This window comes from Paraburkholderia sp. BCC1884 (assembly GCF_900996225.1).
Taxonomy (GTDB): Bacteria; Pseudomonadota; Gammaproteobacteria; order Burkholderiales; family Burkholderiaceae; genus Paraburkholderia.
This window is the reverse complement of record NZ_CAAJGL010000044.1, coordinates 79362-105493: the sequence shown is the minus strand read 5'-3', so window position 1 is coordinate 105493 and position 26132 is coordinate 79362. Positions and strand designations below refer to the sequence as shown.

The 26132-nt window shown below is 64.1% G+C and carries 31 protein-coding genes and 1 riboswitch; of the genes, 5 read left to right on the top strand and 26 right to left on the bottom strand.

Going from position 1 to position 26132, the window contains the following annotated elements:
* From hisF to FQ705_RS03380, 22 genes are all read right to left on the bottom strand, one after another.
* Positions 1 to 774 (bottom strand): imidazole glycerol phosphate synthase subunit HisF, encoded by a 774-nt coding sequence (gene hisF, locus FQ705_RS03485; RefSeq protein ID WP_144138030.1) that lies wholly within the window; start codon positions 772 to 774, stop codon positions 1 to 3.
* Positions 775 to 902: 128 nt separating this feature from the next.
* A complete protein-coding gene (gene hisA, locus FQ705_RS03480; protein WP_144138029.1) occupies positions 903 to 1655 on the bottom strand; it encodes a 1-(5-phosphoribosyl)-5-[(5-phosphoribosylamino)methylideneamino]imidazole-4-carboxamide isomerase in 753 nt (250 codons plus the stop codon).
* 214 nt (positions 1656 to 1869) lie between these two features.
* Positions 1870 to 2511, bottom strand: a complete 642-nt coding sequence (hisH, locus tag FQ705_RS03475) for an imidazole glycerol phosphate synthase subunit HisH (protein ID WP_144138028.1) — start codon at positions 2509 to 2511, stop codon at positions 1870 to 1872.
* Entirely contained in the window at positions 2508 to 3128 is a 621-nt protein-coding gene (locus FQ705_RS03470) for a MarC family protein (protein ID WP_144138027.1), read from the bottom strand. The genes hisH and FQ705_RS03470 overlap by 4 nt, the downstream gene beginning before the upstream one ends.
* A 68-nt stretch (positions 3129 to 3196) precedes the next feature.
* Complete coding sequence (gene hisB, locus FQ705_RS03465; RefSeq protein WP_144138026.1) at positions 3197 to 3784, bottom strand: imidazoleglycerol-phosphate dehydratase HisB; 588 nt, start codon at positions 3782 to 3784, stop codon at positions 3197 to 3199.
* A 117-nt stretch (positions 3785 to 3901) separates the two neighbouring features.
* A complete protein-coding gene (gene hisC, locus FQ705_RS03460; protein ID WP_144138025.1) occupies positions 3902 to 4972 on the bottom strand; it encodes a histidinol-phosphate transaminase in 1071 nt (356 codons plus the stop codon).
* 189 nt (positions 4973 to 5161) lie between these two features.
* Positions 5162 to 6493: a histidinol dehydrogenase gene (gene hisD / locus FQ705_RS03455; RefSeq protein WP_144138024.1), complete on the bottom strand. Its 1332-nt coding sequence runs from the start codon at positions 6491 to 6493 to the stop codon at positions 5162 to 5164.
* A gap of 69 nt (positions 6494 to 6562) precedes the next feature.
* On the bottom strand, positions 6563 to 7249 hold the full coding sequence (hisG, locus tag FQ705_RS03450; RefSeq protein ID WP_144138023.1) for an ATP phosphoribosyltransferase: 687 nt from the start codon (positions 7247 to 7249) through the stop codon (positions 6563 to 6565).
* Entirely contained in the window at positions 7246 to 8508 is a 1263-nt protein-coding gene (gene murA / locus FQ705_RS03445) for a UDP-N-acetylglucosamine 1-carboxyvinyltransferase (protein WP_144138022.1), read from the bottom strand. The genes hisG and murA overlap by 4 nt, the downstream gene beginning before the upstream one ends.
* A 111-nt stretch (positions 8509 to 8619) precedes the next feature.
* Complete coding sequence (locus FQ705_RS03440) at positions 8620 to 8859, bottom strand: BolA family protein (RefSeq protein WP_007180203.1); 240 nt, start codon at positions 8857 to 8859, stop codon at positions 8620 to 8622.
* A gap of 14 nt (positions 8860 to 8873) precedes the next feature.
* Complete coding sequence (locus tag FQ705_RS03435; protein WP_144138021.1) at positions 8874 to 9629, bottom strand: ABC transporter permease; 756 nt, start codon at positions 9627 to 9629, stop codon at positions 8874 to 8876.
* Positions 9626 to 10558, bottom strand: coding sequence for an ABC transporter ATP-binding protein (locus FQ705_RS03430; RefSeq protein WP_144138020.1), 933 nt, complete (start codon positions 10556 to 10558; stop codon positions 9626 to 9628). Before FQ705_RS03430 ends, FQ705_RS03435 begins: the two co-directional genes overlap by 4 nt.
* A 234-nt stretch (positions 10559 to 10792) precedes the next feature.
* Complete coding sequence (locus FQ705_RS03425; RefSeq protein WP_144138019.1) at positions 10793 to 11077, bottom strand: lipid asymmetry maintenance protein MlaB; 285 nt, start codon at positions 11075 to 11077, stop codon at positions 10793 to 10795.
* Positions 11074 to 11706 (bottom strand): phospholipid-binding protein MlaC, encoded by a 633-nt coding sequence (locus FQ705_RS03420; RefSeq protein WP_144138018.1) that lies wholly within the window; start codon positions 11704 to 11706, stop codon positions 11074 to 11076. The genes FQ705_RS03425 and FQ705_RS03420 overlap by 4 nt, the downstream gene beginning before the upstream one ends.
* A gap of 114 nt (positions 11707 to 11820) precedes the next feature.
* A complete protein-coding gene (locus tag FQ705_RS03415; RefSeq protein WP_144138017.1) occupies positions 11821 to 12867 on the bottom strand; it encodes a VacJ family lipoprotein in 1047 nt (348 codons plus the stop codon).
* 13 nt (positions 12868 to 12880) lie between these two features.
* Positions 12881 to 13456 (bottom strand): outer membrane lipid asymmetry maintenance protein MlaD, encoded by a 576-nt coding sequence (gene mlaD / locus FQ705_RS03410; RefSeq protein ID WP_144138016.1) that lies wholly within the window; start codon positions 13454 to 13456, stop codon positions 12881 to 12883.
* Between the two features lie 91 nt (positions 13457 to 13547).
* Positions 13548 to 14315: a lipid asymmetry maintenance ABC transporter permease subunit MlaE gene (mlaE, locus tag FQ705_RS03405; protein WP_144138015.1), complete on the bottom strand. Its 768-nt coding sequence runs from the start codon at positions 14313 to 14315 to the stop codon at positions 13548 to 13550.
* Entirely contained in the window at positions 14312 to 15133 is an 822-nt protein-coding gene (locus FQ705_RS03400) for an ABC transporter ATP-binding protein (RefSeq protein ID WP_144138014.1), read from the bottom strand. The genes mlaE and FQ705_RS03400 overlap by 4 nt, the downstream gene beginning before the upstream one ends.
* A gap of 95 nt (positions 15134 to 15228) precedes the next feature.
* A complete protein-coding gene (gene thiE / locus FQ705_RS03395) occupies positions 15229 to 16332 on the bottom strand; it encodes a thiamine phosphate synthase (protein ID WP_144138013.1) in 1104 nt (367 codons plus the stop codon).
* Positions 16329 to 17144, bottom strand: coding sequence for a thiazole synthase (locus FQ705_RS03390; protein WP_144138012.1), 816 nt, complete (start codon positions 17142 to 17144; stop codon positions 16329 to 16331). Before FQ705_RS03390 ends, thiE begins: the two co-directional genes overlap by 4 nt.
* A 34-nt stretch (positions 17145 to 17178) precedes the next feature.
* Positions 17179 to 17376 (bottom strand): sulfur carrier protein ThiS, encoded by a 198-nt coding sequence (thiS, locus tag FQ705_RS03385; protein ID WP_074265857.1) that lies wholly within the window; start codon positions 17374 to 17376, stop codon positions 17179 to 17181.
* Positions 17377 to 17442: 66 nt separating this feature from the next.
* The gene (locus FQ705_RS03380) at positions 17443 to 18573 is read right to left on the bottom strand and encodes an FAD-dependent oxidoreductase (RefSeq protein ID WP_144138011.1); all 1131 of its coding nucleotides are present in this window, start codon (positions 18571 to 18573) and stop codon (positions 17443 to 17445) included.
* A 220-nt stretch (positions 18574 to 18793) separates the two neighbouring features.
* Positions 18794 to 18917, bottom strand: a riboswitch (TPP riboswitch).
* A 316-nt stretch (positions 18918 to 19233) separates the two neighbouring features.
* Here FQ705_RS03380 and FQ705_RS03375 point away from each other — a divergent pair.
* The 5 genes from FQ705_RS03375 (at position 19234) to FQ705_RS03355 (ending at position 24121) form a co-directional block, all read left to right on the top strand.
* Positions 19234 to 20985 carry an ABC transporter ATP-binding protein/permease gene (locus FQ705_RS03375; protein ID WP_144138010.1) on the top strand — a complete coding sequence of 584 codons (1752 nt, stop codon included), beginning with the start codon at positions 19234 to 19236 and terminating at the stop codon, positions 20983 to 20985.
* 14 nt (positions 20986 to 20999) lie between these two features.
* Positions 21000 to 21827 (top strand): SDR family NAD(P)-dependent oxidoreductase, encoded by an 828-nt coding sequence (locus tag FQ705_RS03370; RefSeq protein ID WP_144138094.1) that lies wholly within the window; start codon positions 21000 to 21002, stop codon positions 21825 to 21827.
* Positions 21828 to 22050: 223 nt separating this feature from the next.
* Entirely contained in the window at positions 22051 to 22512 is a 462-nt protein-coding gene (locus tag FQ705_RS03365; protein ID WP_144138009.1) for a hypothetical protein, read from the top strand.
* Between the two features lie 126 nt (positions 22513 to 22638).
* The gene (locus FQ705_RS03360; protein ID WP_144138008.1) at positions 22639 to 23289 is read left to right on the top strand and encodes a hypothetical protein; all 651 of its coding nucleotides are present in this window, start codon (positions 22639 to 22641) and stop codon (positions 23287 to 23289) included.
* Between the two features lie 91 nt (positions 23290 to 23380).
* Positions 23381 to 24121, top strand: coding sequence for a response regulator (locus tag FQ705_RS03355; protein WP_144138007.1), 741 nt, complete (start codon positions 23381 to 23383; stop codon positions 24119 to 24121).
* Between the two features lie 44 nt (positions 24122 to 24165).
* Here the strand turns inward: FQ705_RS03355 and FQ705_RS03350 are convergent, their stop codons facing one another.
* The 4 genes from FQ705_RS03350 to FQ705_RS03335 all read right to left on the bottom strand — a co-directional run bounded on the left by FQ705_RS03350 (position 24166) and on the right by FQ705_RS03335 (position 26069).
* Positions 24166 to 24834 carry a flagellar basal body L-ring protein FlgH gene (locus tag FQ705_RS03350; protein ID WP_144138006.1) on the bottom strand — a complete coding sequence of 223 codons (669 nt, stop codon included), beginning with the start codon at positions 24832 to 24834 and terminating at the stop codon, positions 24166 to 24168.
* Between the two features lie 92 nt (positions 24835 to 24926).
* Entirely contained in the window at positions 24927 to 25667 is a 741-nt protein-coding gene (locus FQ705_RS03345) for a hypothetical protein (RefSeq protein ID WP_144138005.1), read from the bottom strand.
* A 3-nt stretch (positions 25668 to 25670) separates the two neighbouring features.
* Positions 25671 to 25853, bottom strand: coding sequence for a DUF6726 family protein (locus FQ705_RS03340; RefSeq protein WP_186307772.1), 183 nt, complete (start codon positions 25851 to 25853; stop codon positions 25671 to 25673).
* Positions 25854 to 25883: 30 nt separating this feature from the next.
* The gene (locus FQ705_RS03335) at positions 25884 to 26069 is read right to left on the bottom strand and encodes a hypothetical protein (protein ID WP_144138003.1); all 186 of its coding nucleotides are present in this window, start codon (positions 26067 to 26069) and stop codon (positions 25884 to 25886) included.
* Positions 26070 to 26132 lie beyond the last annotated feature (63 nt).

The window sequence follows — 26132 nt, the reverse complement described above, 5'->3', positions numbered from 1 at the left end:
TCACAACCTCACCGAAATGCCCTGATCGGCCATGAAGCGCTTGGCCTCGCCCACGGTGTGTTCGCCGTAGTGGAAGATGCTCGCGGCCAGCACCGCGTCAGCGTGACCGTTCTTGATGCCGTCGGCCAGATGCTGGAGGTTACCCACGCCGCCCGAGGCGATCACGGGAATCGACACCGCGTCCGACACCGCGCGCGTGAGCGCCAGGTCGAAGCCGCTCTTGGTACCGTCGCGGTCCATGCTGGTGAGCAGGATTTCGCCCGCGCCCAGTTCGGCCATCTTGCGCGCCCATTCGACCGCTTCGAGGCCGGTTGCCTTCCGGCCGCCGTGCGTGAAGACTTCCCAGCGCGGGGTTTCGCCGTCGGCGGAGACGCGCTTGGCGTCGATCGCGACGACGATGCATTGCGAGCCGTATTTGTCGGTCGCGTCTTTCACGAGTTGCGGATTGGCCACCGCCGACGAGTTCATGCTGATCTTGTCCGCGCCCGCGTTCAGCAAACGCCGCACGTCTTCGACGGCGCGCACGCCGCCGCCGACCGTCAGCGGAATGAACACCTGGGAGGCGACCGCTTCGATGATCGGCAGGATCAGATCGCGCTGATCGGAAGTGGCGGTGATGTCGAGGAAGGTGAGTTCGTCGGCGCCCTGATCGTCGTAGCGCCGGGCGATTTCGACCGGATCGCCCGCGTCGCGCAGTTCGACGAAATTGACGCCCTTGACCACGCGGCCAGCCGTGACGTCGAGACAGGGGATGATGCGTTTAGCTAGAGCCATGATCTTGCAATTCTGCCAGTACCGCTGATGAGGCCGTTCGCGCTGAGGCGAACGGCACAGGGCCGGCGCGCCGCCGAGGCGCGCGCCTCATGCGTCGAAAGGGATCGCCGCAAGCCGAAGCACGCGCTTTAAGCGTCGTCCGATTCGCGCAGCCGGTCCGCGAGGGTTTGCGCGGCCGCGAAGTCGAGATCGCCCGAGTAAATCGCCCGGCCGCAGATCACGCCTTCAATGCCTTCGTCTTCGACTTCGCAGAGCGATTCGATGTCCGCGAGGTTCGACAATCCGCCGCTCGCGATCACCGGAATCTTGACCGCACGCGCGAGGCGCACCGTCGCTTCGATGTTGATGCCTTGCAGCATGCCGTCGCGGCCGATGTCGGTGTAGATGATCGACTCGCAGCCGTAATCCTCGAACTTGCGCGCGAGATCGACGACTTCGTGACCGGTCAGCTTGCTCCAGCCATCGGTCGCGACCTTGCCGTCTTTCGCATCCAGCCCGACGATGATATGGCCACCGAACGCCGTGCAGGCATCCTGCAGAAAGCCCGGATTCTTGACCGCCGCCGTGCCGATGATCACGTACGACAAACCGTCGTCCAGATAGCGCTCGATCGTGTTCAGGTCGCGGATACCGCCGCCCAGCTGAACGGGAATCGCGCCGCCCACTTCCTCGATGATGGCGCGGATCGCGTCTTCATTCCTGGGCTTGCCGGCGAACGCGCCATTCAGGTCGACGAGGTGCAAACGGCGAGCACCGCGATCGACCCAATGTCGGGCCATCGCCGCCGGTTCCTCGGAGAATATCGTCGCCTGGTCCATATCGCCTTGTTTGAGGCGTACACAGTGACCGTCTTTCAGATCGATGGCGGGAATCAGCAGCATAGCAATCGGGTGTTGTCTGGGAATGGGTTGAAGGTCGGCGGCAACAGCTGGCAAGCCAGCTCGCTGTCACGCCGTTTCGCTAGTTTAGTACAACTCTTTCGACGCCCTTGCTGAGCGCCATTCAGGTGCAAATTTGCAGTGCTGTGATCGTGGCGCGCGGTGCACGTTCCGCTTGTGGCGGAACGGCACACGGCAACAGAATGAAGAAAGGCGCTCACGGGTTCCAGTGCACGAAGTTGCGATACACGCGCAGCCCCGCTTCGGCGCTCTTTTCCGGGTGGAATTGGGTCGCGAAGATGTTATCCCGCGCCACCGCCGAGGTAAAGGGGACACCGTACACGGTTTCGCCCGAGGTGTGGGCGGCATTGTCGGGCCGAACGTAATAGCTATGCACGAAATAGAAGAAGGCGTTGTCCGCGACGCCGTCCCACAGCGGATGCGGCTGCGCCTGACGCACGCGGTTCCAGCCCATCTGCGGCACCTTGAAGCGCGAACCGTCGTCCTGAATCTGGCCTTCGAGGTCGAAACGCAGCACCTTGCCGGGCAGCAGGCCCAGACCCGGCGTATCGCCCTCGGCGCTCCAGTCGAACAGCATCTGCTCGCCGACGCATACGCCCATCAGCGGCTTGCTGCGCGAGGCCTCGATCACCGCTTCCTGCAGGCCGGACTCGCCGAGACTGCGCATGCAGTCGGGCATCGCGCCCTGGCCGGGCAGCACCACGCGGTCGGCCGCGCGGATCGCTTCCGGCCGGTCGACGATCGCCACATCCGCTTCCGGCGCCGCTTTGCGCAATGCCTGGGCGACCGAACGCAGGTTGCCCATTCCGTAATCCACAATCGCTATCGAAGTTTTCATTTCAAGTTAGGCAGCAATGCCTTCAATCCATCGACGATGAATTCCACCGCCAGCGCCGATAACATCAAACCCATGAGCCGCGTGCCGATATTGATACCCGTGCGACCCACCCAGCGGGCAATCGGTTCGGCCAAACGCAGCGAAAAAAAGCAGATCGCCGCCAGCACCGCGCCGATGCCGACCAGGCTGATCCGGTCGTACCAGTGCGCCGAACCGGCCGCATAAATGATCGTGGTGCTGATCGCGCCCGGGCCGGTCAACAGCGGAATCGCCAGCGGCACGACCGCGATATTGTCCTTCTGCTCGGCTTCGTGGCGCTCTTCCGGCGTCGAGCGGCTGTTGCCGATCTGCGCGTTGAGCATGTTGATCGCCATCAGCAGCATGATGATCCCACCGCCCACTTCGAGCGAGCCGACTGAAATACCAAAGAAGCTGATGATCTGCTGACCGAGCAGCGTGGTCACCGCAATCACGCAGAACACCGAAATCGCCGCGATCCGAATCGTTCTACGCCGCTCGACGTCGCTTTGATGCGCCGTCAGGCTCATGAAGAACGGAATGGCGCCGACCGGATTGATCAGCGCCAGCAGCGAAATAAACGACTTCAGAATGTCCATTGCACACGGAGCGCAAGCGCTAGCGGCGCCCGTCCCGGTCCTGTTAAATGAGCGGGCTGAGGCGTCGCTTAAAGGCTGCCCTTGGTCGACGGAATCTGCCCCGCCGCGCGTGCGTCCATTTCGGTGGCCATGCGCAGTGCACGTCCGAATGCCTTGAACACCGTTTCCATCTGATGGTGAGCGTTCAGGCCGCGCAGATTGTCGATATGCAACGTGACGCCGGCGTGATTCACGAAACCGCGGAAAAATTCGATCGACAGGTCGACGTCGAACGTGCCGATGCGTGCACGCGTGAACGGCACGTGGAATTCAAGGCCCGGACGGCCGGAAAAGTCGATCACGACGCGCGACAGCGCTTCGTCCAGCGGCACGTAGGAATGACCGTAGCGGACGATGCCCTTGCGGTCGCCGATCGCCTTGGCAACCGCCTGGCCTAGCGTGATACCGACGTCTTCGACCGTATGGTGGTCGTCGATTTCCAGGTCGCCATGCGCTTCGATGTCGAGGTCGAACAATCCATGCCGTGCAATCTGGTCGAGCATGTGATCCAGAAACGGCACGCCGGTGGCCAGCTTTTGCTGACCGGTGCCGTCCAGATTGATCTTCACACGGATCTGCGTTTCGCTGGTGTTGCGAACGACTTCCGCAAGGCGCATGGTAATTCCTCGAATCGAGCTAGAAAGCGATAGGTAGGTGGGAGGGGAAAACGAGCCGGCCGCGCGCGCTTTTCCGCTGTGACGGAAAAGCGCTCACGCGGCCATTCGGCACGCCGTTCAGTGCAGCACGAGTTTCAGTGCGGCGAGCAACTGGGCGTTTTCTTCGGGAGAACCGACGGTCAAACGCACGCAATTGGCCAGCAATGGATGCATTTTACTCACGTTTTTGATCAAAACCCGCGCTGCGAGCAGCGTTTCGAAGAGAACCGAGGCCTCCGGCACCCGCACCAGCAGGAAGTTGCCGGCGCTCGGGAACACTTCGGCGCCGGGCAGTTCGGCCACGGCGTGGGCCAGTTTCGTGCGTTCTTCGCGCAATTGCGCGGCTTGTGCGTCGAGCACGTCGACGTGGTCGAGCAGGAAATCGGCGGCGGCTTGCGTCAGCACATTGGTGTTGTAAGGAGGCCGCACTTTGTCGAATTCCGTCAGCCAGGCCGGCTTGCCGACCAGATACCCGAGGCGAATCCCGGCGAGGCCCAACTTGGACACCGTGCGCATCACGACGACGTTGTCGAACGCATCGGCGCGCGGCAGCCAGCTCTTCTGCGCGAACGGCTGATACGCCTCGTCGATCACCACCAGGCTCTTGCTGGCCGCGGCGATGATGCGCTCCATGTCGGCGTCGTCGAACAGCGTGCCAGTCGGGTTATTCGGGTAGGCCAGATAGACGATGGCCGGTTGGTGCTCGGCGATCGCCGCGAGCATCGCTTCGGTGTCGAGCGTGAAATCGGCCGTGAGCGGCACGCCGACGAATTCCAGATTCGCCAGCTTCGCCGACATCTGATACATCACGAAACCCGGCACCGGCGCGAGCACCTTGGCGCCCGGCTTGGCGCACGCCACCGACACCATGCTGATGATTTCGTCCGAACCGTTGCCGAGCAGCACGTCGCAGCCGGCGGGCACGTTCATCACCCGCTTGATCTTCTCGATCAGCGCTTCGGGACGCGGCGCCGGATAGCGGTTCAGCGCGACGCCGGCGAGATGCTCGCCGAGATGCGCGGCCAGTACCGGCGGCAGCGGGAACGGATTTTCCATCGCGTCGAGCTTGATGTAGCCCGTCGCGTCCGGAACCGGATAGCTCGTCATCGCGAGCACGTCGCGGCGAATAATGTCTTGAGGTGTCGTCATAGGTCAGTGGACCGGGCCGCGAGAGGGGCGCCGGCCTGGCAATGGCGGCTAGGGAGCCGTCCCAGGTTGGTCTGTGTTCTCGTTATTGAACGGCGCAGCGGGCGCAATCCGTCGCTGGAATCGAAGGGGTATCGGTTCGATGCCCCCGCGTTCCTATACCGATTTCAGGCTTGCCGCGATCGGCGGCGCTTAGCCGCGTTCACCGTTGTGCCGCATCCGGTATTCGGCGCTGCGGGCATGCGCCTGCAAACCCTCGCCGTACGCAAGTTCGGCAGCGATTTCGCCGAGCGTCTGCGCACCTTCCGCGCTCACTTCGATCACGCTCGAACGCTTGAAGAAATCATAGACGCCCAAAGGTGACGAGAACCGTGCGGTACGAGACGTTGGCAAGACGTGATTAGGTCCAGCGCAGTAGTCGCCGAGGCTTTCGCTGGTGTAGCGGCCGAGGAAGATCGCGCCGGCATGGCGGATCAGTTGGCCCCATTGATGCGGTTCCAGCGCGGAGATTTCGAGGTGCTCCGGCGCGATTTCGTTGGCGATCGCGCAGGCTTCCGCCATGTCGCGCACCTTGATCAGCGCGCCGCGATTTTCCAGCGACGTACGGATCACGTCGCGGCGCGGCATGGTCGGCAGCAATTCGTTGATCGCATCGTGGACGCGGGCGATGAATGCATCGTCCGGGCACAGCAGGATGGATTGCGCGAGTTCGTCGTGCTCGGCTTGGGAGAACAGGTCCATTGCGACCCAGCGCGGGTCGGTGGTGCCGTCGCACAAGACCAGGATTTCCGACGGACCGGCGATCATGTCGATACCGACCGTGCCGAACACGCGGCGCTTGGCCGACGCGACATACGCATTGCCCGGCCCGCAGATCTTGTCGACCGCGGGCACCGTTGCCGTGCCGTAGGCGAGCGCCGCCACTGCCTGCGCGCCGCCGATCGTGAACACGCGATCCACGCCGCCCAGCAGCGCGGCGGCCAGCACCAGCGGATTCTTCACGCCGTCCGGCGTCGGCACGACCATGACGATTTCGCGCACGCCGGCCACTCGCGCCGGAATCGCGTTCATCAACACGGACGACGGATACGCCGCCTTGCCGCCCGGCACATAGATACCCGCGCGATCCAGCGGCGTGACCTTCTGGCCGAGCACCGTGCCGTCGGCTTCCGTGTACTGCCAGCTATGGCTGCCACATTCGATCTTCTGCTTCTCGTGGTAGCCGCGCACGCGCGCCGCCGCCGCTTCGAGCGCTGCGCGGCGCTTCGGCTCGAGCCCTTCCAGCGCGGCTTCGAGCTCGGCCATCGGCAATTCGAGCGCGTCGACGCTTTTTGCTTCGAGCCGGTCGAAACGGTTCGTGTACTCGAGCACCGCCGCGTCGCCACGCGCCTTCACGTCGCTCAGAATCTGCGCGACCGAGCGCTCGATTGCTTCGTCTTCGCTCGCCTCGAAAGCGAGCACCGCGTGCAGCGACTGATGAAAGCCGGGAGCAGTGGAATCGAGTTTGCGAATCTTGATAGACATACGGGTATCCGTTCCGGTAAGGCTACAGCGTGGTCACACTAACAACGATCGGGCCGCTTGGCCCGCTTTTCAGCCCGCCTTCGACGCGCGTTCGAACGCGTCGAGGATCGGCCGCAACGCGGCGCGCTTGAGCTTCAGCGCCGCCTGGTTCACCACGAGGCGCGACGAAATCTCCATGATCTCCTCCACCTCGACGAGATTGTTGGCGCGCAAGGTGTTGCCCGAACTCACCAGATCGACGATCGCGTCGGCCAGACCGACCAGCGGCGCGAGTTCCATCGAACCGTATAGCTTGATGAGGTCGACGTGCACGCCCTTGGCCGCAAAGTGCTCGCGCGCGGTTTCCACGTATTTCGTGGCCACGCGCAAACGGGCGCCCTGGCGCACCGCGTTCGCATAATCGAAACCTGCCGCAACCGCGACCGACATGCGGCAATGCGCAATTTCCAGATCGACCGGCTGATACAAACCGCTGCCGCCGTGTTCGAGCAGCACGTCCTTACCCGCCACGCCGAAGTCGGCTGCGCCGTATTCGACGTAAGTCGGCACATCGGTTGCGCGCACGATGATCACGCGCACGTTCGAGTCCGTGGTCGGCAGGATCAGCTTGCGCGAGGTTTCCGGGTCTTCCGTCACTTCGATGCCGGCCGCCGCCAGCAGCGGCAGCGTCTCTTCGAAGATACGCCCTTTCGACAAAGCCAGCGTAAGCGGCGCGTTCACCGCCGGCGACGACGACGTTTGCGGCATCGCGCTCATGCCTGGCTCCCCGACACGCGGCGCACCTTGGCGCCGATCGCGGTGAGCTTGGTTTCCATCCGGTCGTAACCGCGATCCAGGTGATAGATGCGATCGATCAGCGTTTCGCCTTCGGCGCGCAACGCGGCGATCACGAGACTCGCGGACGCGCGCAGGTCGGTGGCCATCACCATGGCGCCGGACAGCTTATCGACGCCGCTTACGAGCGCGGTATTGCCGTCGACCGTGATGCTCGCGCCGAGGCGGTTCAATTCCTGCACGTGCATGAAGCGGTTCTCGAAAATCGTTTCGACGACTTGCGAGGTACCGTCCGCGATCGTGTTCAGCGCCATGAACTGCGCCTGCATGTCGGTCGGGAACGCCGGGTATTCGGACGTGCGGAACGTCACGGCGCTCGGACGCTTGTCCATGCGCACGCGCATCCAGTCGTCACCCTCTTCGATCGTGACGCCGGCTTCGCGCAGCTTTTCGGTTACTGCTTCGAGAATCAGCGGACGCACCTTGCGCAACGTGACGTCGCCACCGGCAGCCGCCACCGCGCACAGGAACGTGCCGGCTTCGATACGATCGGGAATCACCGTGTGCTTCGCGCCATGCAGCTTGTCGACGCCCTGGATCACCAGGCGATCGGTGCCGATGCCTTCGATCTTCGCGCCCATCGCGACCAGTAGATGCGCCAGATCGCCGACTTCCGGCTCACGCGCCGCGTTCTCGATGACCGTTTCGCCTTCGGCGAGCACCGCTGCCATCAGCAGGTTTTCAGTGCCGGTCACGGTGATCATGTCGGTGACGATGCGTGCGCCCTTCAGACGCTTCGCGCGCGCTTCGATGAAGCCGTGTTCGATGGTGATCTCGGCGCCCATCGCCTGCAGGCCCTTGATGTGCTGATCCACCGGACGCGCACCGATCGCGCAGCCGCCCGGCAGCGACACGCGGGCGTGGCCGAAGCGCGCCACCAGCGGACCGAGCACGAGGATCGACGCGCGCATGGTCTTGACCATTTCGTACGGCGCGACGACGTTATCGACCTTCGACGCGTCCAGCGACACGCGTCCTTCGCCACTCTCGATGCGCACGCCCATCTGGCCGAGCAGCTTGAGCATCGTACGCACGTCCTGCAGATCGGGCACGTTATCCAGATGCACCGGCTCCGCGCTGAGCAGGCCCGCGCACAGGATCGGCAACGCCGCGTTCTTCGCACCCGAGACGACCACTTCACCCGACAGCGGGTAGCCACCTTCAATGACGAGTTTATCCATGCCTGTCACTTCCTGATTGCCCCGAACTTCGGCCGGGGCTGCTTTGACTGTGTTCGACGCGCCGCTACCGGCGTCGCGCCCTTCTTGAGTAATTCGCACTAAATTTCCAGATTACGCGTTCTGCCATTCGGCGGGCGTCAGCGTCTTCATGCTGAGCGCGTGGATTTCTTCGCGCATGCGGTCGCCGAGCGCCGCATACACGAGTTGGTGGCGCTGAATCGGACGCTTGCCTTCGAAGCTAGGCGAAACGATGGTCGCAAAGAAATGCTGACCGTCGCCTTCGACTTCGAGATGCTGGCAAGCGAGTCCAGCCGCGATGTATTGCTTGACCTGTTCGGGAGTCGGCAACATGAGAGAAGCTCCTGTCAGTGGCGCAGTTTGAAGCCGGACGCGAGCATGCGCATCGCGATCACGGCCAGCACCACAAAGAAACCGGCAACGATCGCCAGGCTCGCGAGCGGATCGATATCCGACATCCCGAAGAAACCGTAGCGAAAGCCGTCGATCATGTAGAAAAAGGGATTCAGCCGTGACACTTCGCGCCATACCGGCGGCAGTGTGTGCGTCGAGTAGAACACGCCCGAGAGGAACGTGAGCGGCATGATCAGAAAGTTCTGGAACGCGGCGAGCTGATCGAATTTCTCGGCCCAGATGCCGGCGATCAGGCCGAGCGTGCCGAGAATTCCCGCGCCGAGAATGGCGAACGCGACGATGTAGAGCGGCGCGTTGAAGCTGACCGGCACGAACCAGATCGTCACGATGAACACGCCGAAGCCGACCGCCAGCCCACGCGCGACCGCCGCGAGCACGTAGGCGCCGAACATCTCGTAGTGCGAGAGCGGCGGCAGCAGTACGAACACCAGGTTGCCGGTGATCTTCGACTGGATCAGCGAAGACGAACTGTTCGCAAACGCGTTCTGCAACACGCTCATCATGACGAGGCCTGGAATCAGGAAGCTCGTGTATTCGACGCCCGGATAGACCTGCACGTGGCCGCGCAGCGCGTGGCCGAAAATCGTCAGATACAGCAGCGCGGTGATGACCGGCGCGAGCACGGTCTGGAATGCGACCTTCCAGAACCGCAGCAGTTCTTTATAAAACAGCGTACGAAAACCGCTCATGCCAGCCCCTCGATCACTTCCGGACCGTTCATCACCTGAACGAACACATCTTCGAGATCGGCCTTGCGGACCTCGATTTCTTCCAGCGTGCAGCCCGCCGCGCGGCACTGCGCGAGAATTTTCTCGACGTCGTCGTAGCTCGCGAGGCGCAGCAGATGCTGGCGGCCATTGCCGTTGCCCGGGCCGCTTTCCACTTCGAGCGCGCGCAATTCAGCCGGCAACGCGCCCTGCGCGAAACGCAGGAACAATTGCATGCCGGCAAAGCGCTGCAACAGCGTGCTGGTGCGTTCGAGCGCGACCACTTCCCCGCGCCGCAGCATCGCGATGCGGTCGCACAGCGATTCGGCTTCTTCCAGATAATGCGTGGTCAGCACGATAGTGTGACCTTCGCGATTCAGGCGCGAAATGAATTTCCACAGCGTTTGACGCAATTCGACGTCGACGCCCGCGGTCGGCTCGTCGAGCACGATCACCGGCGGCCGATGAACCAGCGCCTGCGCGACCAGCACGCGACGCTTCATGCCGCCCGACAGCGCGCGCATGTTGGCGTCGGCTTTGTCGGTGAGGTCGAGATTGGCCATGATCTCGTCGATCCACGCGTCGTTATTGCGCAGCCCGTAGTAGCCGGACTGAATGCGCAACGTTTCGCGGACGGTAAAGAATGGATCGAACACGAGTTCCTGCGGCACTACACCGAGCGAGCGGCGCGCATCGCGAAAATCGCTGACGACGTCGTGGCCGCGTACGGCGATGTTGCCTTCGTCGGCACGCGCGAGACCTGCGAGGATGCTGATGAGCGTCGTCTTGCCCGCGCCGTTCGGACCGAGCAGTCCGAAGAACTCGCCTTCTTCCACCGTGAGGCTGACGCCCTTGAGCGCTTGCAAATCCTTGTAGCGCTTCTTGACGTTACGAATTTCTATGGCTGACATGACTGTGGGCCGCGTGCGTCGCGGCGCCTATAGAGGCCCCGGGAGGGGCGCACAAGTGCTGGGAGGACGGAATTGGGGCCGGTTAAGTGCCCCAAAAAACGTTTGATTATAGGGCAAAAATCGACAGCCCCATCTGAGCGGAGAGGATTGAAGGTGACGCGCTCAGAGCGTCAATGTCGTCCCATACAACGAAGCTGCGTGGGACCGGAGTAAGCGCTAAAGCGCCAACTCGAGTCAACCGATCAGCGTATCGACGCCGTAGGCATGCGCGAGACTGGCGAGACCAGCCGGCAAATTGACGATCTCGAAGTGAAAGCCGCGCGCCTGCGCGGCCCGTTCCCACGCGAGCAGAACCGCCAGCGCGGACGAATCGAACTGCGCGAGCGGCGCGCAGTCGACCCCGTTCGCGCCCGCAGCGATCCGTTGCAGACCCGCCTCGAGCGCGGCCTTCGCGCTCTCGTGGGTCAGTGTCGCGCCGCATTCGAAGCGGTCCGCGACCGGGCTCAGCACGTCGCTCACGACGCCTTGCCCGCAGCCAGTTGCTGGTTGCGTTGCGTGAGGAACTGGATCAGTCCGTCCACGCCCTTCTGCTGGATCTGCTCGTTGAACTGCTGTTGATACGCCTGAATCAGCCATGCGCCGAGCACGTTGATGTCATACACGCGCCAGCCTTGCGGCGTCTTGTACAGACGGTAGTCGAGTTCGATCGGCGAGCCGTTGTTCATCACGACCGAGCGCACCACCGTGTCGGTGTCGTCCGGGTTCATGCGGAACGGCTTGTACTGGATCTGCTGGTCGCGAACTTGAGCGAGCGCGCCCGAGTACGTGCGGATCAGCAGCATCTTGAACTGGTCGACGATCTGGTTCTGCTGTTCGGGCGTGGCGCTGCGCCAGTTGCGGCCCATCGCCAGTTGCGTGGTGCGGCGGAAATCCGTGTACGGCAGAATCTTTTCGTTGACGAGCCTGGTGATGTGCGAGATATCGCCTTGCTGGATCGACTTGTCGCTGCGAACCGCGTCGATCACTTGCTGCGTAACCGTCTTGATCATGCCGTCCGGCGAATTGGAATCGACCGCTTGTGCCGATGCGCCGGCACTGGCGAACGAGAACAATGCAGCGAACAACGGAATCAGGAAGAATTTTTTCATTTCGAGCTTAGCCTTAAAAATAGTGCAACCGTTTGAGCCGACATTAACACGCGAGTTCAGCGGTAATCCACGCGCAAACTGCGAGAGTCGTGTCGAACTGTTACGGCCGTACGATCAGCGCAATTTGAATGAGGGGAAGTTGAAACGCGAAGGCGGCACCAGCTGCCCAGCCGGAATCTGCGTCGTTTCAGGGCCGCCGTTCAGGTCCAGCGGCGGCGATTCGGAACTGCCGGAAGCGGCCTCGGGAGCCGCCGCATTCGCGCCTGCCGCCGATGCCGCTTGCGGCGGCGTCGCCGCGGCCGCACCGGATGCCGCCGACGATCTGGCAGCAGCTTGCGTGCCCGCCGCGGCGCCGGCCGTGCCGGTCGCTCCGGCCGCCGGCGCGGCTGCGCCGCTGTCGACATCGTCATACTTGGGCAGCGGGGCTTCGTCGCCGTAGTTCGGCAGCGACTGCGACTGCTTGCCGTCCGACAACAGATACTCGCGACGCTGCAGATACGCGTTACGTACGAACGAGTACTTGTCGAGCGCGGCGCCTTCCAGCACGTCGCTCGCGTTCAGCAGGTTGGCACGCGTGTTGACCACGTTCAGACCATACAGCGCCCAGCTCAGACCATCCGGATGAATGTAGCTGAGCGGATTCACGTAGTAGTTGCCGATCGAGCCCACTGCGTCGCGCACGGTGCTCGGCCCGAACAGCGGCAGCACGAGATACGGACCCGCCGGCACGCCATAGTGACCCAACGTCAGGCCGAGGTCGTTGTCGTGCTTGGGCAGCCTGGCAAGCGTCGCCACGTCGAACAGGCCGCCGACACCGAACACCGTGTTGATCACCACCCGCATGATGTCTTCCACGCCATCGGTGATCTTCAACTGCAGCAGGTTGTTCGCCGCAATGTAGACGTCGCCGATGTTCGAGAAGAAGTTCGTCACGCTGTCGCGCACCGGCTGCGGCGTCGCCCACACGTAGCCCTTGGCAACCGGCTTCAGCGCGTACTGATCGAGCTTGTCGTTGACAGTGAAGATCGTGCGGTTCAGGCCTTCGAGCGGGTCGCCCTTGGTCGGTGTCTGCACGGTCGTGCAACCGGCCAGCAGCGCTACCGCGAGCGCAAGTTTGGCCGTCTGGAACGCGCGCGCGCCCCCGTTTTGTGTGGTCTGCATTTTCTTGTTCTCCTTATTGGGCGGCGGCGCCGGACGCCGCTACGCCCGAGGCCGCGACACCCGGCGCCGCAACCGCCGGCGCGGGCGCTGCTGCGGGCGCAGCCGGCGGCGCTGCGCCCGGCTTGGACGCGCCCGAATCCGCGGCCTTGCTATACAGAAATTGTCCGATGAGGTTTTCGAGCACGATGGCCGATTGCGTCATCGAGATCGTGTCGCCCGCCTTGAGCATCTCGGTGTCGCCGCCGGGTTCGAGCCCGATGTACTGTTCACCGAGCAGACCCGAGGTCAGAATCTTGGCCGACGTGTCCTTCGGAAACTGGTATTGCTTGTCCAGGTCGATCGTCACGACAGCCTGATACGCGTTGCTGTCGAAACCGATCGACTCGACGCGGCCCACCGTCACGCCCGCGCTCTTTACAGGCGCGCGAGCCTTGAGGCCGCCGATATTGTCGAACTTGAGTTTGACCGGATACGTTGCCTGGAACGACAACGAGCTCATGTTGCCGGCCTTCAGCGCGAGAAACAGCAGCGCCACGAAACCCAACACTACGAACAGGCCGACCCAGAAGTCGAGAGCAGTCTTTTTCATCGTCATCCCAAAGTGAATCCGCCACGCCGTCGCCGCTGCCCGCCGGGCGCGTGCATCGACGCGCCGCCGGCGGAAAACGTACGGCGCAGTCTTAGCTGAACATCAATGCGGTCAGCAGAAAATCGAGGCCGAGCACCGCGAGCGACGCATACACGACCGTCTTGGTCGTGGCACGCGACACACCTTCCGGCGTCGGCTTGGCTTCATAGCCCTGAAACAGCGCCACGAACGTCACCGCGAGGCCGAACACCACACTCTTGACGACGCCGGCACCGACATCGCGCCAGACATCGACGCCACCTTGCATCTGCGACCAGAACGCGCCGGAATCGACGCCGATCAGCAGCACGCCCACCACATAGCCACCGAACACGCCGACCGCACTGAAAATCGCAGCAAGGACCGGCATCGCAATGATGCCCGCCCACAGGCGCGGCGCGACCACGACCTTGACCGGGTCGACCGCCATCATTTCCATCGCGGTGAGTTGTTCGCCCGCTTTCATCAGACCGATTTCGGCAGTGAGCGAGGTGCCCGCGCGGCCGGCGAACAGCAGCGCCGTGACCACCGGTCCGAGTTCCCGCACGAGCGACAGCGCCACCAGCAGCCCCAAGGCCTGCTCGGAACCGTAGCGATTCAGCGTGTAGTAACCCTGCAATCCAAGCACGAAGCCGACGAACAACCCCGACACGGCGATGATCACAAGCGAATAATTACCCACGAAGTGGATCTGCTTCGTGACAAGCCGCGGACGGCGCAACAGCGGAAAAAATTCCAGCAGCAAACGGAAGAAGAAACGCGTGGCATAGCCGGCCGTGCCGAGCCCGCCGATCACCGAGCGGCCGATCGCACTGATCATGATTGGCCTCCGCCGATGCCGAAGTCCGCCGCGAGCGGCGTCTTGCTGGGATAGTGGAATTTGAACGGGCCGTCCGGCGCGCCGTCGATGAACTGGCGCACCGTGGCATCCGTCGACGCCCGCAATTCGGCCGGCGTGCCTTCGGCGTGCACGCCGCCGTTGGCGAGGAAATATACGTAATCGGCAATCGCGAACGACTCCGGCACGTCGTGCGTGACGAGGATCGACGTGGCGCCGAGCGCCTGATTCAGCGCGCGAATCAGATTCGCGGTGATGCCGAGCGAAATCGGATCGAGGCCGGCGAACGGCTCGTCGTACATCATCAGTTCGGGGTCGAGTGCGATGGCGCGCGCCAACGCCACGCGCCGCGCCATGCCGCCCGAAATCTCCGACGGCAGCAGTTCGCGCGCGCCGCGCAGGCCGACCGCGTTGAGTTTCATCAGAACGAGATCGCGGAGCAGTTCTTCGGGGAGATCGGTGTGCTCACGCAGCGCGAAGGCGACGTTTTCGAACACCGACATGTCGGTGAATAGCGCGCCGAACTGGAACAGCATGCCCATTTTGCGGCGCAGCGCATACAGGCCGTCGCGCGTTTGCTGGCCGATGTCCTGGCCCTGAAACAGAATCTGGCCGCGCTGCGCGCGCACCAGACCGCCGATCAGGCGCAGCACCGTGGTCTTGCCGCACCCCGAGCCGCCCATGACAGCGACCACCTGGCCGCGCTTGAAGCGCAGGTTCAGGTTCGACAGAACGAGCCGGTCGCCGTAACCGAAGTCGACGTCACGCAGCTCGAGTAAGGTCTCGGGATTGGAAGACACGAAACTGACAGTCCTTTTACGCGGAAGGCCGAATTATAGGGCCACCGTGCAAAAGTTGCCGTGGAGGTGCCCTGCCCCTTTACCAAACGTGACGATTATTGCGTAAACGCATGTTGCAGCGCAGTAACGGCGGCAGCCGGGTCGGCCGCTTCCGTCACCGCCCGCACCACGGCCGCGCAGCCGACGCCCGTCGCCAGTACCTGAGGCAGCACTTGCAGATCGATCCCGCCGATCGCCACCAGCGGCACGACGCCGTCGAGCAGGCGCACGTAGCGTGCCAGACGCCGCAGGCCCTGCGGAGCGGTCGGCATGACTTTGGTGGTGGTCGGGAACACCGCACCCAACGCGATGTAGCTGGGACGGAAATGCAGCGCTTTCAGAATCTCGTAGAACCCGTGCGTCGACAGACCGAGGCGGATGCCGGCGTTGGCCAATGCAGACAGGTCGGCCGTATGCACATCCTCCTGGCCAAGGTGGACGCCGTAAGCGCCCGCGTCGAGCGCGGCCTGCCAGTGGTCGTTGATGAACACCTGAGCGTCGTGCTGACGGCCCACCGCCACGCAACGGGCGATTTCGCGCTTGAGTTCGTCAGCCGGTTCAGCCGATTTGCGGCGCAACTGCACCGTCTTTACGCCGAAGCCCACCACCTTCTCGACCCACTCCGCCGTCGGCAGCACCGGATACAGGCCAAGCCGGTCCGGGCAACGCGCGAACGGCTGAGCCGGCGCGTCCGGCAAACCGGCGAGGCGCGGGAAATGCGCGATGTCGGTCGGGAAAGCGTCGGCGGCGCGGGTTTCGTCGCCATCGCGCCACGCGAGCGCCAGCACCAGCGCGTCGTGCGGATCGAAACCGCAATCCAGGAACGCGGCCAGCGCAGCGATCCAGTCTTCGGCCAGATGACCTTCAAGGCGGTATTTCTCGCCGCCCAGATGCAAGGTGGCCTTGTTTTGCGACGCCTCGATCACGCCCGCGCCCTGCACCAGCCAGCGTGCCATCTGCTCGCCGTGGTCCTGCGCATCGGCGATCACGACCAGGTCGCCACCGTTCAGATCGTTCGGTGCACTCAGGCAGATGCGCCACGGTGCGTGGGTCGGCGGCCAGTCGCCGAGCCGCGCGCGGATGCGTTCCGCGGCTTCGGTGAGTTCGTCGGCGGGCGGCCAGAACAGGTCGCGATCTTTCAGAGTCAGTGTTTGCGTCATGCCGCGCTCCCGTCTTGATGCCAGAACGGCATGCCGACCACCGGCGTACTCGCGTGCGCGCTTTCGCGCTCGGCCATCGGTCCCGCCAGATAAGCCTGGCGGCCGGCTTCGACACCCAGCGCGAAAGCGCGCGCCATCGCGTCCGGGTGCGTCGCCTGGGAGACTGCTGTGTTCAGCAACACGCCGTCGAAGCCCCACTCCATCACCTGCGCCGCATGCGACGGCACGCCGAGACCCGCGTCGACGATCAGCGGCACGTCCGGCAGACGCTCGCGCAACACGCGCAGGCCGTACGGATTGATCACGCCCTTGCCGGTGCCGATCGGCGCGCCCCACGGCATTAGCGCTTCACAACCGGCGTCGAGCAGTCGACGGCCGATCACCAGGTCTTCCGTGCAATACGGCAGCACCTTGAAGCCGTCCTTGACGAGTTGCGCGGCCGCTTCGATCAGACCGACCGGGTCGGGTTGCAGCGTGTAGTCGTCGCCGATCAGTTCGAGCTTGATCCAGTCGGTGTCGAAGATTTCACGCGCCATGTGCGCGGTAGTCACCGCTTCGCCGACGGTCAGGCAGCCCGCCGTGTTCGGCAGAAGCGGCACGCCGTGGCGCTTGAGCAGATCGAAGAAGCCGGCTTCGGCACCGCCTTCGTTCATCTGCCGGCGCAGCGCGACGGTCACCATGCCGGGCCGCGCTGCGTCGATCGAATCGGACAGCGACTGCAGCGACGGATAACGCGAGGTGCCAAGCAGCACGCGGCTCGCGAAGGTCTGGCCGTACAGCGTGAGCGCGTCGGCGCTTTGGGGGGAAGTCATTTGCATCATTAGTCTCCGGCAAGGCGTGGCGGCATCAACCGCCGGCCACGGGTTGCACGACATCGAGCTTGTCGCCCGCTTGCAGCGCGCGCGCCGCATGCTGGGTACGCGCGACGAAATCGCCGTTCAGCGCGACCGCGAACGGCGGACGCGCGCCGAATGCGGCGAGCGCATCGGCAACCGTCGCGCCTTCGGGCAGCGACAACGGCTTCTGATTGATATGAATGTCCATGGTGTTCAAATACGGTTCAGTCGATGGCGAAAGCGGCTTCGCGCACGGCGTCTCGCGACGCCACGCTCAGGCCGGCTCCCGCGCGGAATCCAGTTGAAAAAGCTCGCTCCAGCGCGCGTCGCGTTGCCAGTCGGCGAACGCATCGGCGTCGCCGATACGGCCGTCGAGCAGCGCCGCGGCGAAGCGCACGGCTTCGTCGGCGACTTCGGGCACGATCATGTAGCCGTGCCGGTACAGGCCGTTCACGCGCAGTGTCTGCGCGCCATCCCACAGCAAGGCCGGACGGTGGTCCGGCAAGGTTGGGCGGCACTGCGAATTCAGTTCGAGGATACGGGCCTCGCCGAAGCCCGGATGCACGGAGAACGCCGCGCTCAGCAGTTCGAGCGCCGAGCGCACGCTGACCGGCGACATGTCCTCGCCCTCCACTTCGGTCGCGCCGATCACGTAGAGATCGTTCTGCTTCGGCGCAATATAAAGCGGGTAACGCGGATGCAGCAGTCGCACCGGACGCGTCAGATTGATACCCGGCGCATGCACGCGCGCGACTTCGCCGCGAATACCACGCAGCGTGGGCAGCACGGGCTTCGCGCCGAGACCGCGACAATCGATCGTGACGCGCGCGGCGGGCAGCGCGCGATCGTCGATCGGCGTATTCCAGTGTGTCTCGACGCCGCGTTGGGCGAGGCCCGCGGCGAGCGCGGCCAGCACCTGACGATTGTCCAGTTGACCCTCGCGCGGCAACAGCCAGCCCTGGTTGAAGCGTCCGGCCAAGGCCGGCTCGGCCGCGCCGATCTGCGCGCCGGCCAGCGTCACGAAGCCGCCGTCCAGTAAATCAGCCGGGGCATTCGAGCGCACCCGGCGCTCGAACAGCGGCGCCTCGGTGCGGTCGGCGTGATGCCAGACGACCAGCGTGCCATTGCGCTGAAAAAAGACCGGTTCGGGCAATTCGGCCAGCAATCGTGGCCAGGTATCGAGCGAGCTTGCGCCGAGGCGGGTGATCAGCAGTTCGGCGCTGGCGGCTTCGGCGAGCGGCGCCAGCATGGCCGCGGCCACCCACGCGGCAGCCTGCGAACCGGCCGCATCGCCACGCTCGTAAAGCGCCACGCGATGCCCAAGACCAGCGAGCCGCCACGCGACCAGCCGACCGCTCAGACCACCGCCGAGCACCGCGAAATCGGGTTGTGCTGCACGGTTCATCGCACGAACTCCGTTTCACGACGGCAGGCCGGAGCAAGACGGTACGGCGCGCCGAAGGCTACGCGGCGAAGAGCAAAACACATAGTTGAACAGTTGGCGGTCATCGAGTCCTTTCCGTACGGCCGAAAAAACGCACGTACCCAGGACGAAACCGGCGGGTGAGGCCGGCCGGGCAATCTGCGTTCGCATAACGGACGCCGCCCGGCGGGGCATGGAAGACGGGTGTCTTCCGGAAACTTCCCGCGCCGGTATTACCCGGATCGGGTGCAAAGGGTCTCTCTCAGCCTCGCCGCCGTGGCGTGAAAATCACGCCGCCTGTGGGCGAAGCACCCCTGTTTCGTCGAAGTCCATTAGACCATAAAAGGCGCGGCACCCGCAAACCAGCGGCCGGCGCCGCCGAGCGGGATCCGATCCGGCACCATCTTCGGCGCGATCGGTGTGAGCCACGGCGGCGCTCTGGCACAATGCACAGACCGGATGCTGCGGGAACACGGCCAGGACGGCGCTCATCGCCGCCCGCGCCACGGCGGCCACGGCGCATGGCCTGCGCCGAAATTAATTTTCGCTTAAGGGCCGCGCGCCAGAATCGGACGCTCGCCGGACGAGCGTTCGTCGAGCACGACGCCCAGGCACGAAGGCCAGCACTACTTCAGGATGCTCATGACACCCAATACCTCTGCCAGCCCCGCGCTACCGCCGGACGAAAAGATCACCGCGTGGACGCTGATCAAACCCTACTGGGTTTCGAAAGAATGGAAGGTGGCGTGGAGCCTTCTTGTCGCGATCATCGCCATCAACCTCACCAGCGTCTGGCTGAACGTCAAGTTCAATACGTGGAGCGGGCAGTTCTACAACGCCCTGCAAAGCAAGAACGTTCGCGACTTTCCGCACCTGATGGTCGTGTTCTGTCTGATCGTCTTCCCGATGATCATCCTGTTCGTCTACGGCCGGTATCTGCGCCAGATGCTCGGCTTCCGCTGGCGTCAATGGCTCACCAACGAGTATCTCGACGAATGGCTCGGCAAAGGTGCGTTCTACCGCATCGAACGCGACGGCCTCGCCGACAACCCCGACCAGCGGATCAGCGACGACCTGCAGTCGTTCGCCACCAGCACGCTGTCGCTGTCGCTCGATCTGCTGTCGACGGTCGTCACGCTCGTGTCGTTCATCACCATTCTGTGGGGTCTGGCCGGCGCGCTGACCGTGACGCTCGGCGGCATGCCGCTCGTGATTCCGGGCTACATGGTGTGGGTCGCGGCACTCTACGCTCTCGGCGGTTCGTATCTGATCCACAAGCTGGGCCATCCGCTCGTCTCGATCACGTACCAGCAACAGCGCGTCGAGGCTGACTTCCGTTTCGGCCTGATCCGCGTGCGCGAAAACGCCGAACAGATCGCCTTCTACGACGGCATGGACACGGAGAAAGCCAATGCTCAAGGCATCTTCGCGCGGATTCGCGACAACTGGTGGCGCGTGATGAAGTACACCAAGCGCCTGAGTTTCGTACTGAGCTTCTATGGCCAGATCGCGATCATTTTCCCGCTCGTGGTGGCGGCGCCCCGCTACTTCGCCGGCGCCTTCACGTTCGGCGTGCTGATGCAGATCCAGCAGGCGTTCGGCACCGTCAGCGATTCGTTCTCATGGTTCATCAACAGTTACGGCAGTTTGGTCGACTGGCGCGCTACCGTGAATCGTCTGCGCGAATTCAAGCGGGTCGTGCACGCTTCGCATATGAAAGAGTCGGTCTCGCCGGCCACCGCGCATGGCGGTATCAACCTGCATTTCGTCGACGCGGACAAGCTCTCCACCGAAGGCCTCACCCTCGCGCTGCCCAACGGCAATCCGCTGTCGCGTATCCGCGATATCGCGATTCAGCCGGGTTCGCGCTGGCTGGTGCGCGGGCCGTCGGGTTCGGGCAAGAGCACCTTGATGCGTGCGCTGGCCGGCTTGTGGCCGTTCGGCGACGGCTCGATCGATGCGCCCGTCAACGCTCGCATGATGTTCATCCCGCAAGTCAGCTACATGCCGATCGGCACGCTCAAGGCGGCGCTCACCTACCCGTCCTCGGCCGACACCTACAGCGACGAAGAGTGCCGCGAAGCGCTCGTCACGTGCCATCTGTCGGAGTACACCGACCGGCTGCAGGAATCGGGACACTGGACCCGGATTCTGTCGCCGGGCGAACAACAGCGCCTTGCCGCCGCACGCGTGTTGCTGCACAAGCCCGACTACCTGTTCCTCGACGAAGCCACCAGCGCGCTCGACGCGGAGAACGAGGCGCGTCTGTATCGCCTGTTCACGGAACGGCTGCCGAAGGCGGCGATCGTGAGCGTGGCGCATCGCGAATCGCTGGCGGCGTACCACGAAGAGACGCTCGACGTCGAACGCTCGAGCGAACCGGTCGCGGCATGAGCGGCACGGGCGGCATGAGCGACGCAAGCAGCGTGGATACCACGGCCACGATCGACGATGCACGCGACGTACACCATGCCGGCTTCGACCGCGTCGTGCTGATCACCGGCGCGGGCTCCGGCATCGGCGCGGCGCTCGCGCGGCGCATCGCCGGTCCGCGCACGGCGTTGATGCTGCACGCCCGAGGCGCCGACGAAGAAGCGCGTCAGCGTCTCGCACACGTCGCCACGGATTGCAGCGCGAACGGCGCGCAGTGCGCGACGGTGTTCGCCGATCTCGCCGAACGCGGTGCGGCGGACCACGTCATCCACCAGACGCTGGCGAGCTTCGGCGCACTCGATCAACTGGTCGCCAACGCTGGCCATGCACAACGTCAGTCGCTGCATGCCCTCGACCCCGACACCTTCGCCGCCGCTTTCGCAACAATGCCGGCCGCGTTCGCCGCGCTGGTCAAACGCGCGACGCCCGCGCTCGAAACCTCGAAGCGCGGTCGTGTGGTCGCTCTGAGTTCGTTCGTCGCGCACCGCTATCGCGCGGATACGCCGTTTGCCGCCACCGCGGCCGCGAAAGCCGCGCTCGAATCGTTGGCAAAAACCGCAGCAGCAGAGTTGGCGCAACACGGCGTCACGGTCAATTGCGTGGCGCCCGGCTACACCCGTAAAGATCGCGGCCCGAGTGCCGATAATGCATCTGTCTGGACACGCGCCGCCGAAGCAACGCCGCTCGGCCATGTCGCCGAACCTGCGGATATCGCCGCGCTAATCGCCTTCCTGCTCAGCGACGAAGCGCGTCACATCACCGGCCAGGTGATTCACATCGACGGCGGTCTCACGCTCGGCTGAGTCGCATCGATTCGGCCATCCACCCGCGCACGGAAGTCGCCGCATCACGCAGCGAACCACCACCCGGCGCAACATCCTGAAACACGCGAGAACAGTTAGAAAGCATTTGCGAAGCAGGCAAGCTGTTCCGCGCTTTGAAGATGCTCGCTGGCAGCGACGATAGTCGTGCGGACCGGACCACGTCCTGTCCGCACGTCATTCACTGCTACTGGACTCTTCGCACATGTCATTCGATCGCTGCTCCCATCCTTTGACCCGGCGCTTCGCGCTCGCTTTCGGCGCGGCGCTGCTGCTCACGAGCGTCGCTCACGCGGCACAAACCACGCAAGCCAACGAGCCGGCGGACGTGTGCCCCGCGCTCACGCACATCGTCGACGCTCGCGATTTCCGGCAGTTGCCGCCCCAGACCGCCGCGCAATTGCCGGGCCTCGCCAACGCGGACGACTGTCGCGCGAACAAGAACGCCTACGACTGCCATTGGCGCGCACACTGGCAAGCCGACGGCGTCGTCAGCGATCCGCTGGAGGAATTCGGCGCCGATATCGCTGCCTGCTTTCCGAACGTCGTCCACGACATCAACACGCCGACTCGCCAGCATTTCATCGTGACCACCGCCGAGCGGCGCGTGAACGTCACAGCCAGCGTGCAAGGGCAAAACGAACTGCGCCTGCGCATCACGCGCTGAGCGTGGCTGTGATCGCTGTGATCGCTGCGATCTCTGTGTCCGCCATGTCCGCTGCGATCCGTTGCAATCCGTCCTGATCCGCGCCGTGATCCGTTTCCTCCTCTGACCGCCACCAGGCACCGCCCCATGACCTTCATGCCGAGCACGCACGCCGATGCTTTCACGCGGACCTTAAAGGGAACGCGCGCCGCCTGGTTCAGACTGCGGCGGCCATGCGCGAGGCTCACGGCTTCCGGCGCGCTCGCGCTGGGATTGAACGGCTGCGCGTGGACACTGATCCAGGCCGCCGACGCCACCGGCTCGGTGATTCAGGCGGGTTATGCGATCGCGGCGAATTACTCGTCGCCGACCTTCATCAACGGCAAGCCGGCGGATCTGCATCATGTGTGCATCGAAGTGAACCAGAACGTTTCGGTGGGCGACTTCGTGCCGGCGCTGCAACTCGCGCTCGAGCGGCGCGGCATTCATTCGGACGTCTACAACCCCGGCACCTCGCCGGCCGGCTGCGAGGCGCGTCTCGTCTACAACGCCGCCATCGACTACGGCCGCCGCTCGTTCAGCGACGAAACGATCCAATACCTCTCGATCATCGATCTCACGCTGGTCCAGAGCGGCCGCATTCTCGTCACCGCGCGCTATCAGACCGGCGGCCTCAACACGGATCGTTTTTCGTCGGCGTCGACCAAGCTCAACGGTTTGATCGACCGGATGGTGGTCGATCAAACCGATTTCGCGCGCCAGACGATGCAAACCATTCAGACATCCCAGGCCAACTAGGTTCGCAGGCTGCTTGCTTTCTCTTACACGGGAAAGGATTCGAAAGCGTGATGCGCTTTGCTCGGCACGCATGGATCACTAAGATGGCCTGATGAACCAATCTATTCTGGTCGTCGATGACGACCCCGTCGTCCGAGAGCTCGTCAGCGAATATCTGCAGGGGCGCGGCTTCAAGGTCACCACGCTCGAACACGGCATGGCGTTGCAGCGTACTTTGCAGAGCGAACGTCCCGCGCTGGTGGTGCTCGACATCATGATGCCGGAGCTCGACGGCATCAGCGCGCTGCGCGCGTTGCGCGTCGCCGGCGACGATATTCCCGTGATTCTGCTGACCGCGCGCGCCGATCCGATCGATCGCGTGATCGGCCTCGAACTCGGCGCCGACGATTACCTCGGCAAGCCCTTCGAACCGAGCGAGCTGGTCGCGCGCATTCGCACGGTGCTGCGCCGTCGCGGCGCGATCGCGCCAAGCGCGCCGGAACAGCGCGCGCCATACCGGTTCGGTCGTTACGAAGTGAATTTTCCGGCGCGCGAGTTGCGCCGCGACGGCGAACGCATCACGTTGCGTTCGAGCGAATTCGCCATGCTGAAAGTGTTCGTCACTCACGCGATGACCGTGCTGACACGCGCACAATTGCTGGAGAAACTGCACGGCAATAGCGAAGCGCATCGCAACCGCAGTCTCGATGTATCGATCTGGCGCTTGCGTCGGTTGATCGAGGTGGACCCCTCCGAGCCGCGCTATGTGCAAACGGTATGGGGACGCGGCTATGTGTTCGTGCCGGACGGTGAAATCGGCGCTGCGGAGCGCAGTCTGGCACCGCTGTCGTAAGCGGCAGCGCGAGGTGCGCACCGCACCGCACCGCCGCATGAGAATCAGAACGTCAGAACGCTCAGGAACATTCTCTGCAGCCAGCCCAATGTCGTCGCGTCGGAGACCATCCCTACACCGGCCTGCTCGATACGCGCATTCGCGACCTTGCCCGACGCGACGTAGTTACCCGCTTCGATATCCTTCGGATTGACGATACCCGAGAGGCGCAAGCGGTCGCGATTGCCGCTCATCGAAATGATCTTTTCACCGGACACCACGAGGTTACCGGTCGACATCGTGCCGATCACCGTGACGGCCAGCGTGCCGGTCATGCCGCTGGTGTCGGTGAGGCTACCCTGCCCTTTGTAGTCCGTACTCGATGAGCCAATGTTGAAGAGTCGCGCGAGCCGCGCAGCCGCGTTGGTCGACTGATCGGCAGCTGTTGCGGTGATGCTGCTCGACCGGCTGGCCGCCGCGTTGGCGCTGTTGTTGCCGCTATACGATTCCGAGAGACGAATCGTCAGCACGTCGCCGATATGTTGCGCACGCGGGGTTTCGTACAACAGCAGCGGCATGCCCGCCTGATAGATCGCGCCTTGCGTGTTGACGTTAAGCGGAGCCGACGCGAGCGGCGGCGCCATCGGCGTTTCGACGATCGAATTCTGGCTGCTCGCGCAAGCCGCGAGGCAAGCCGCCGCGCCGAGCGCGACCGTTAGACGAAGCGTAGTCATGCCTGCTCCCTGGCGAGATGGATGGGACCTGCCGCCGTCGAAACGACACCGGCAGTGGCGCTGCGTGAGCGCGCATGGAGCCTGGACATCAATCAACCCGCCTCGGCGCCGCTTGCCTGCCATTGCCGCACCACCGATTTCACCCACGCGTCCGAGCCCTTCAGCAAATAGGTGAGCGTGCCGTTGCGGGTGCCCGGCAAAAAGCACAAGGTGATCGAACTCACCGCGTTTTCCCAGACATAGGTCGGCATTGCGCCCGAGACCGAGACGTTCTGCGTCGCGAGCCGCGGTGCGCCGTAGCGATCTTCGAGCGCGTCGCGCAAATCGTCGGCGGTGATCTCATCGATCACGAAAGAAATCTCGTACAGACGCAGCGCGCTCTGCCCGTCGACACGCGCAAAACGCAGCACGTGTTCGAGCGCCGGCGCGCCGTCCACCACCGCGCGTGAGACGGCCCAGCCGTCATCCGCACGATGCGCCCAGCGGCAGGCCACCGTCAGGCTGTCGCGCGATTTCAGCCGCATACCGAGCGCGCCGGCCTGCACGTCGGTTTCGCAAACCGGCACGCTGCCGATCGGCGTGGCACGCACGGTCGAACCCGCGCGAAACTCGTCGAGCGTGATGCCGAGCGCCACGCCGCGAAAAGCGAACGGTGTGTCCTGGGCACGCCGCCGCGCATCGGCGGCGCTGTCACGGGTTACCGCAGCGGACGCATTCGCCACGCGCACCAGCGCGGCAGATGGCGGCTGCGCTTGCGCCGATGCGACGACTGTCGCCAACGAGACCGCGCCGCCGAGCAGCATGAGAACGCGGGCAATCCGTTTGAGTGTCATGATTCAGTCGATGGCGGATGAACACATGTCGAACGGGGCGGCCGCGGCATGGCCGACGACCGGGATGATTTTCAGGGTCGCCGACGTCAGCCGGCACGGCAGCGCAGCCACGGCGCAGCCGCCGAGCGGCAGCAGCGCCGCGCCGAGCGTCAACCACGCAACGACACGAATCAGGCGATCAGGCATTTTCGGGGTCGACACACGGGCCTCGTTGCGTCAGGCTGTGGTGTTGACGTTGTGCCCGACGAGTCCGGCCGGCAGCGAGGGCAACGCCTCGGCCGCGGATTCGCGGGGCTGCGCACTGGCGTTCTCGTTGGCGGAGGTAGCGGGTTTTGCCGCAGCCGGCGGCGTAGGCGCCAGCGATGAAAAGCGGGTCGAGCCTAAATTGCTATGAATGGTCATGATGAGCCTCGCGTGGCGCTAGGTTGTCGATTTCACGCCGCCTGCCGTGGGCCCAAGGCGTTA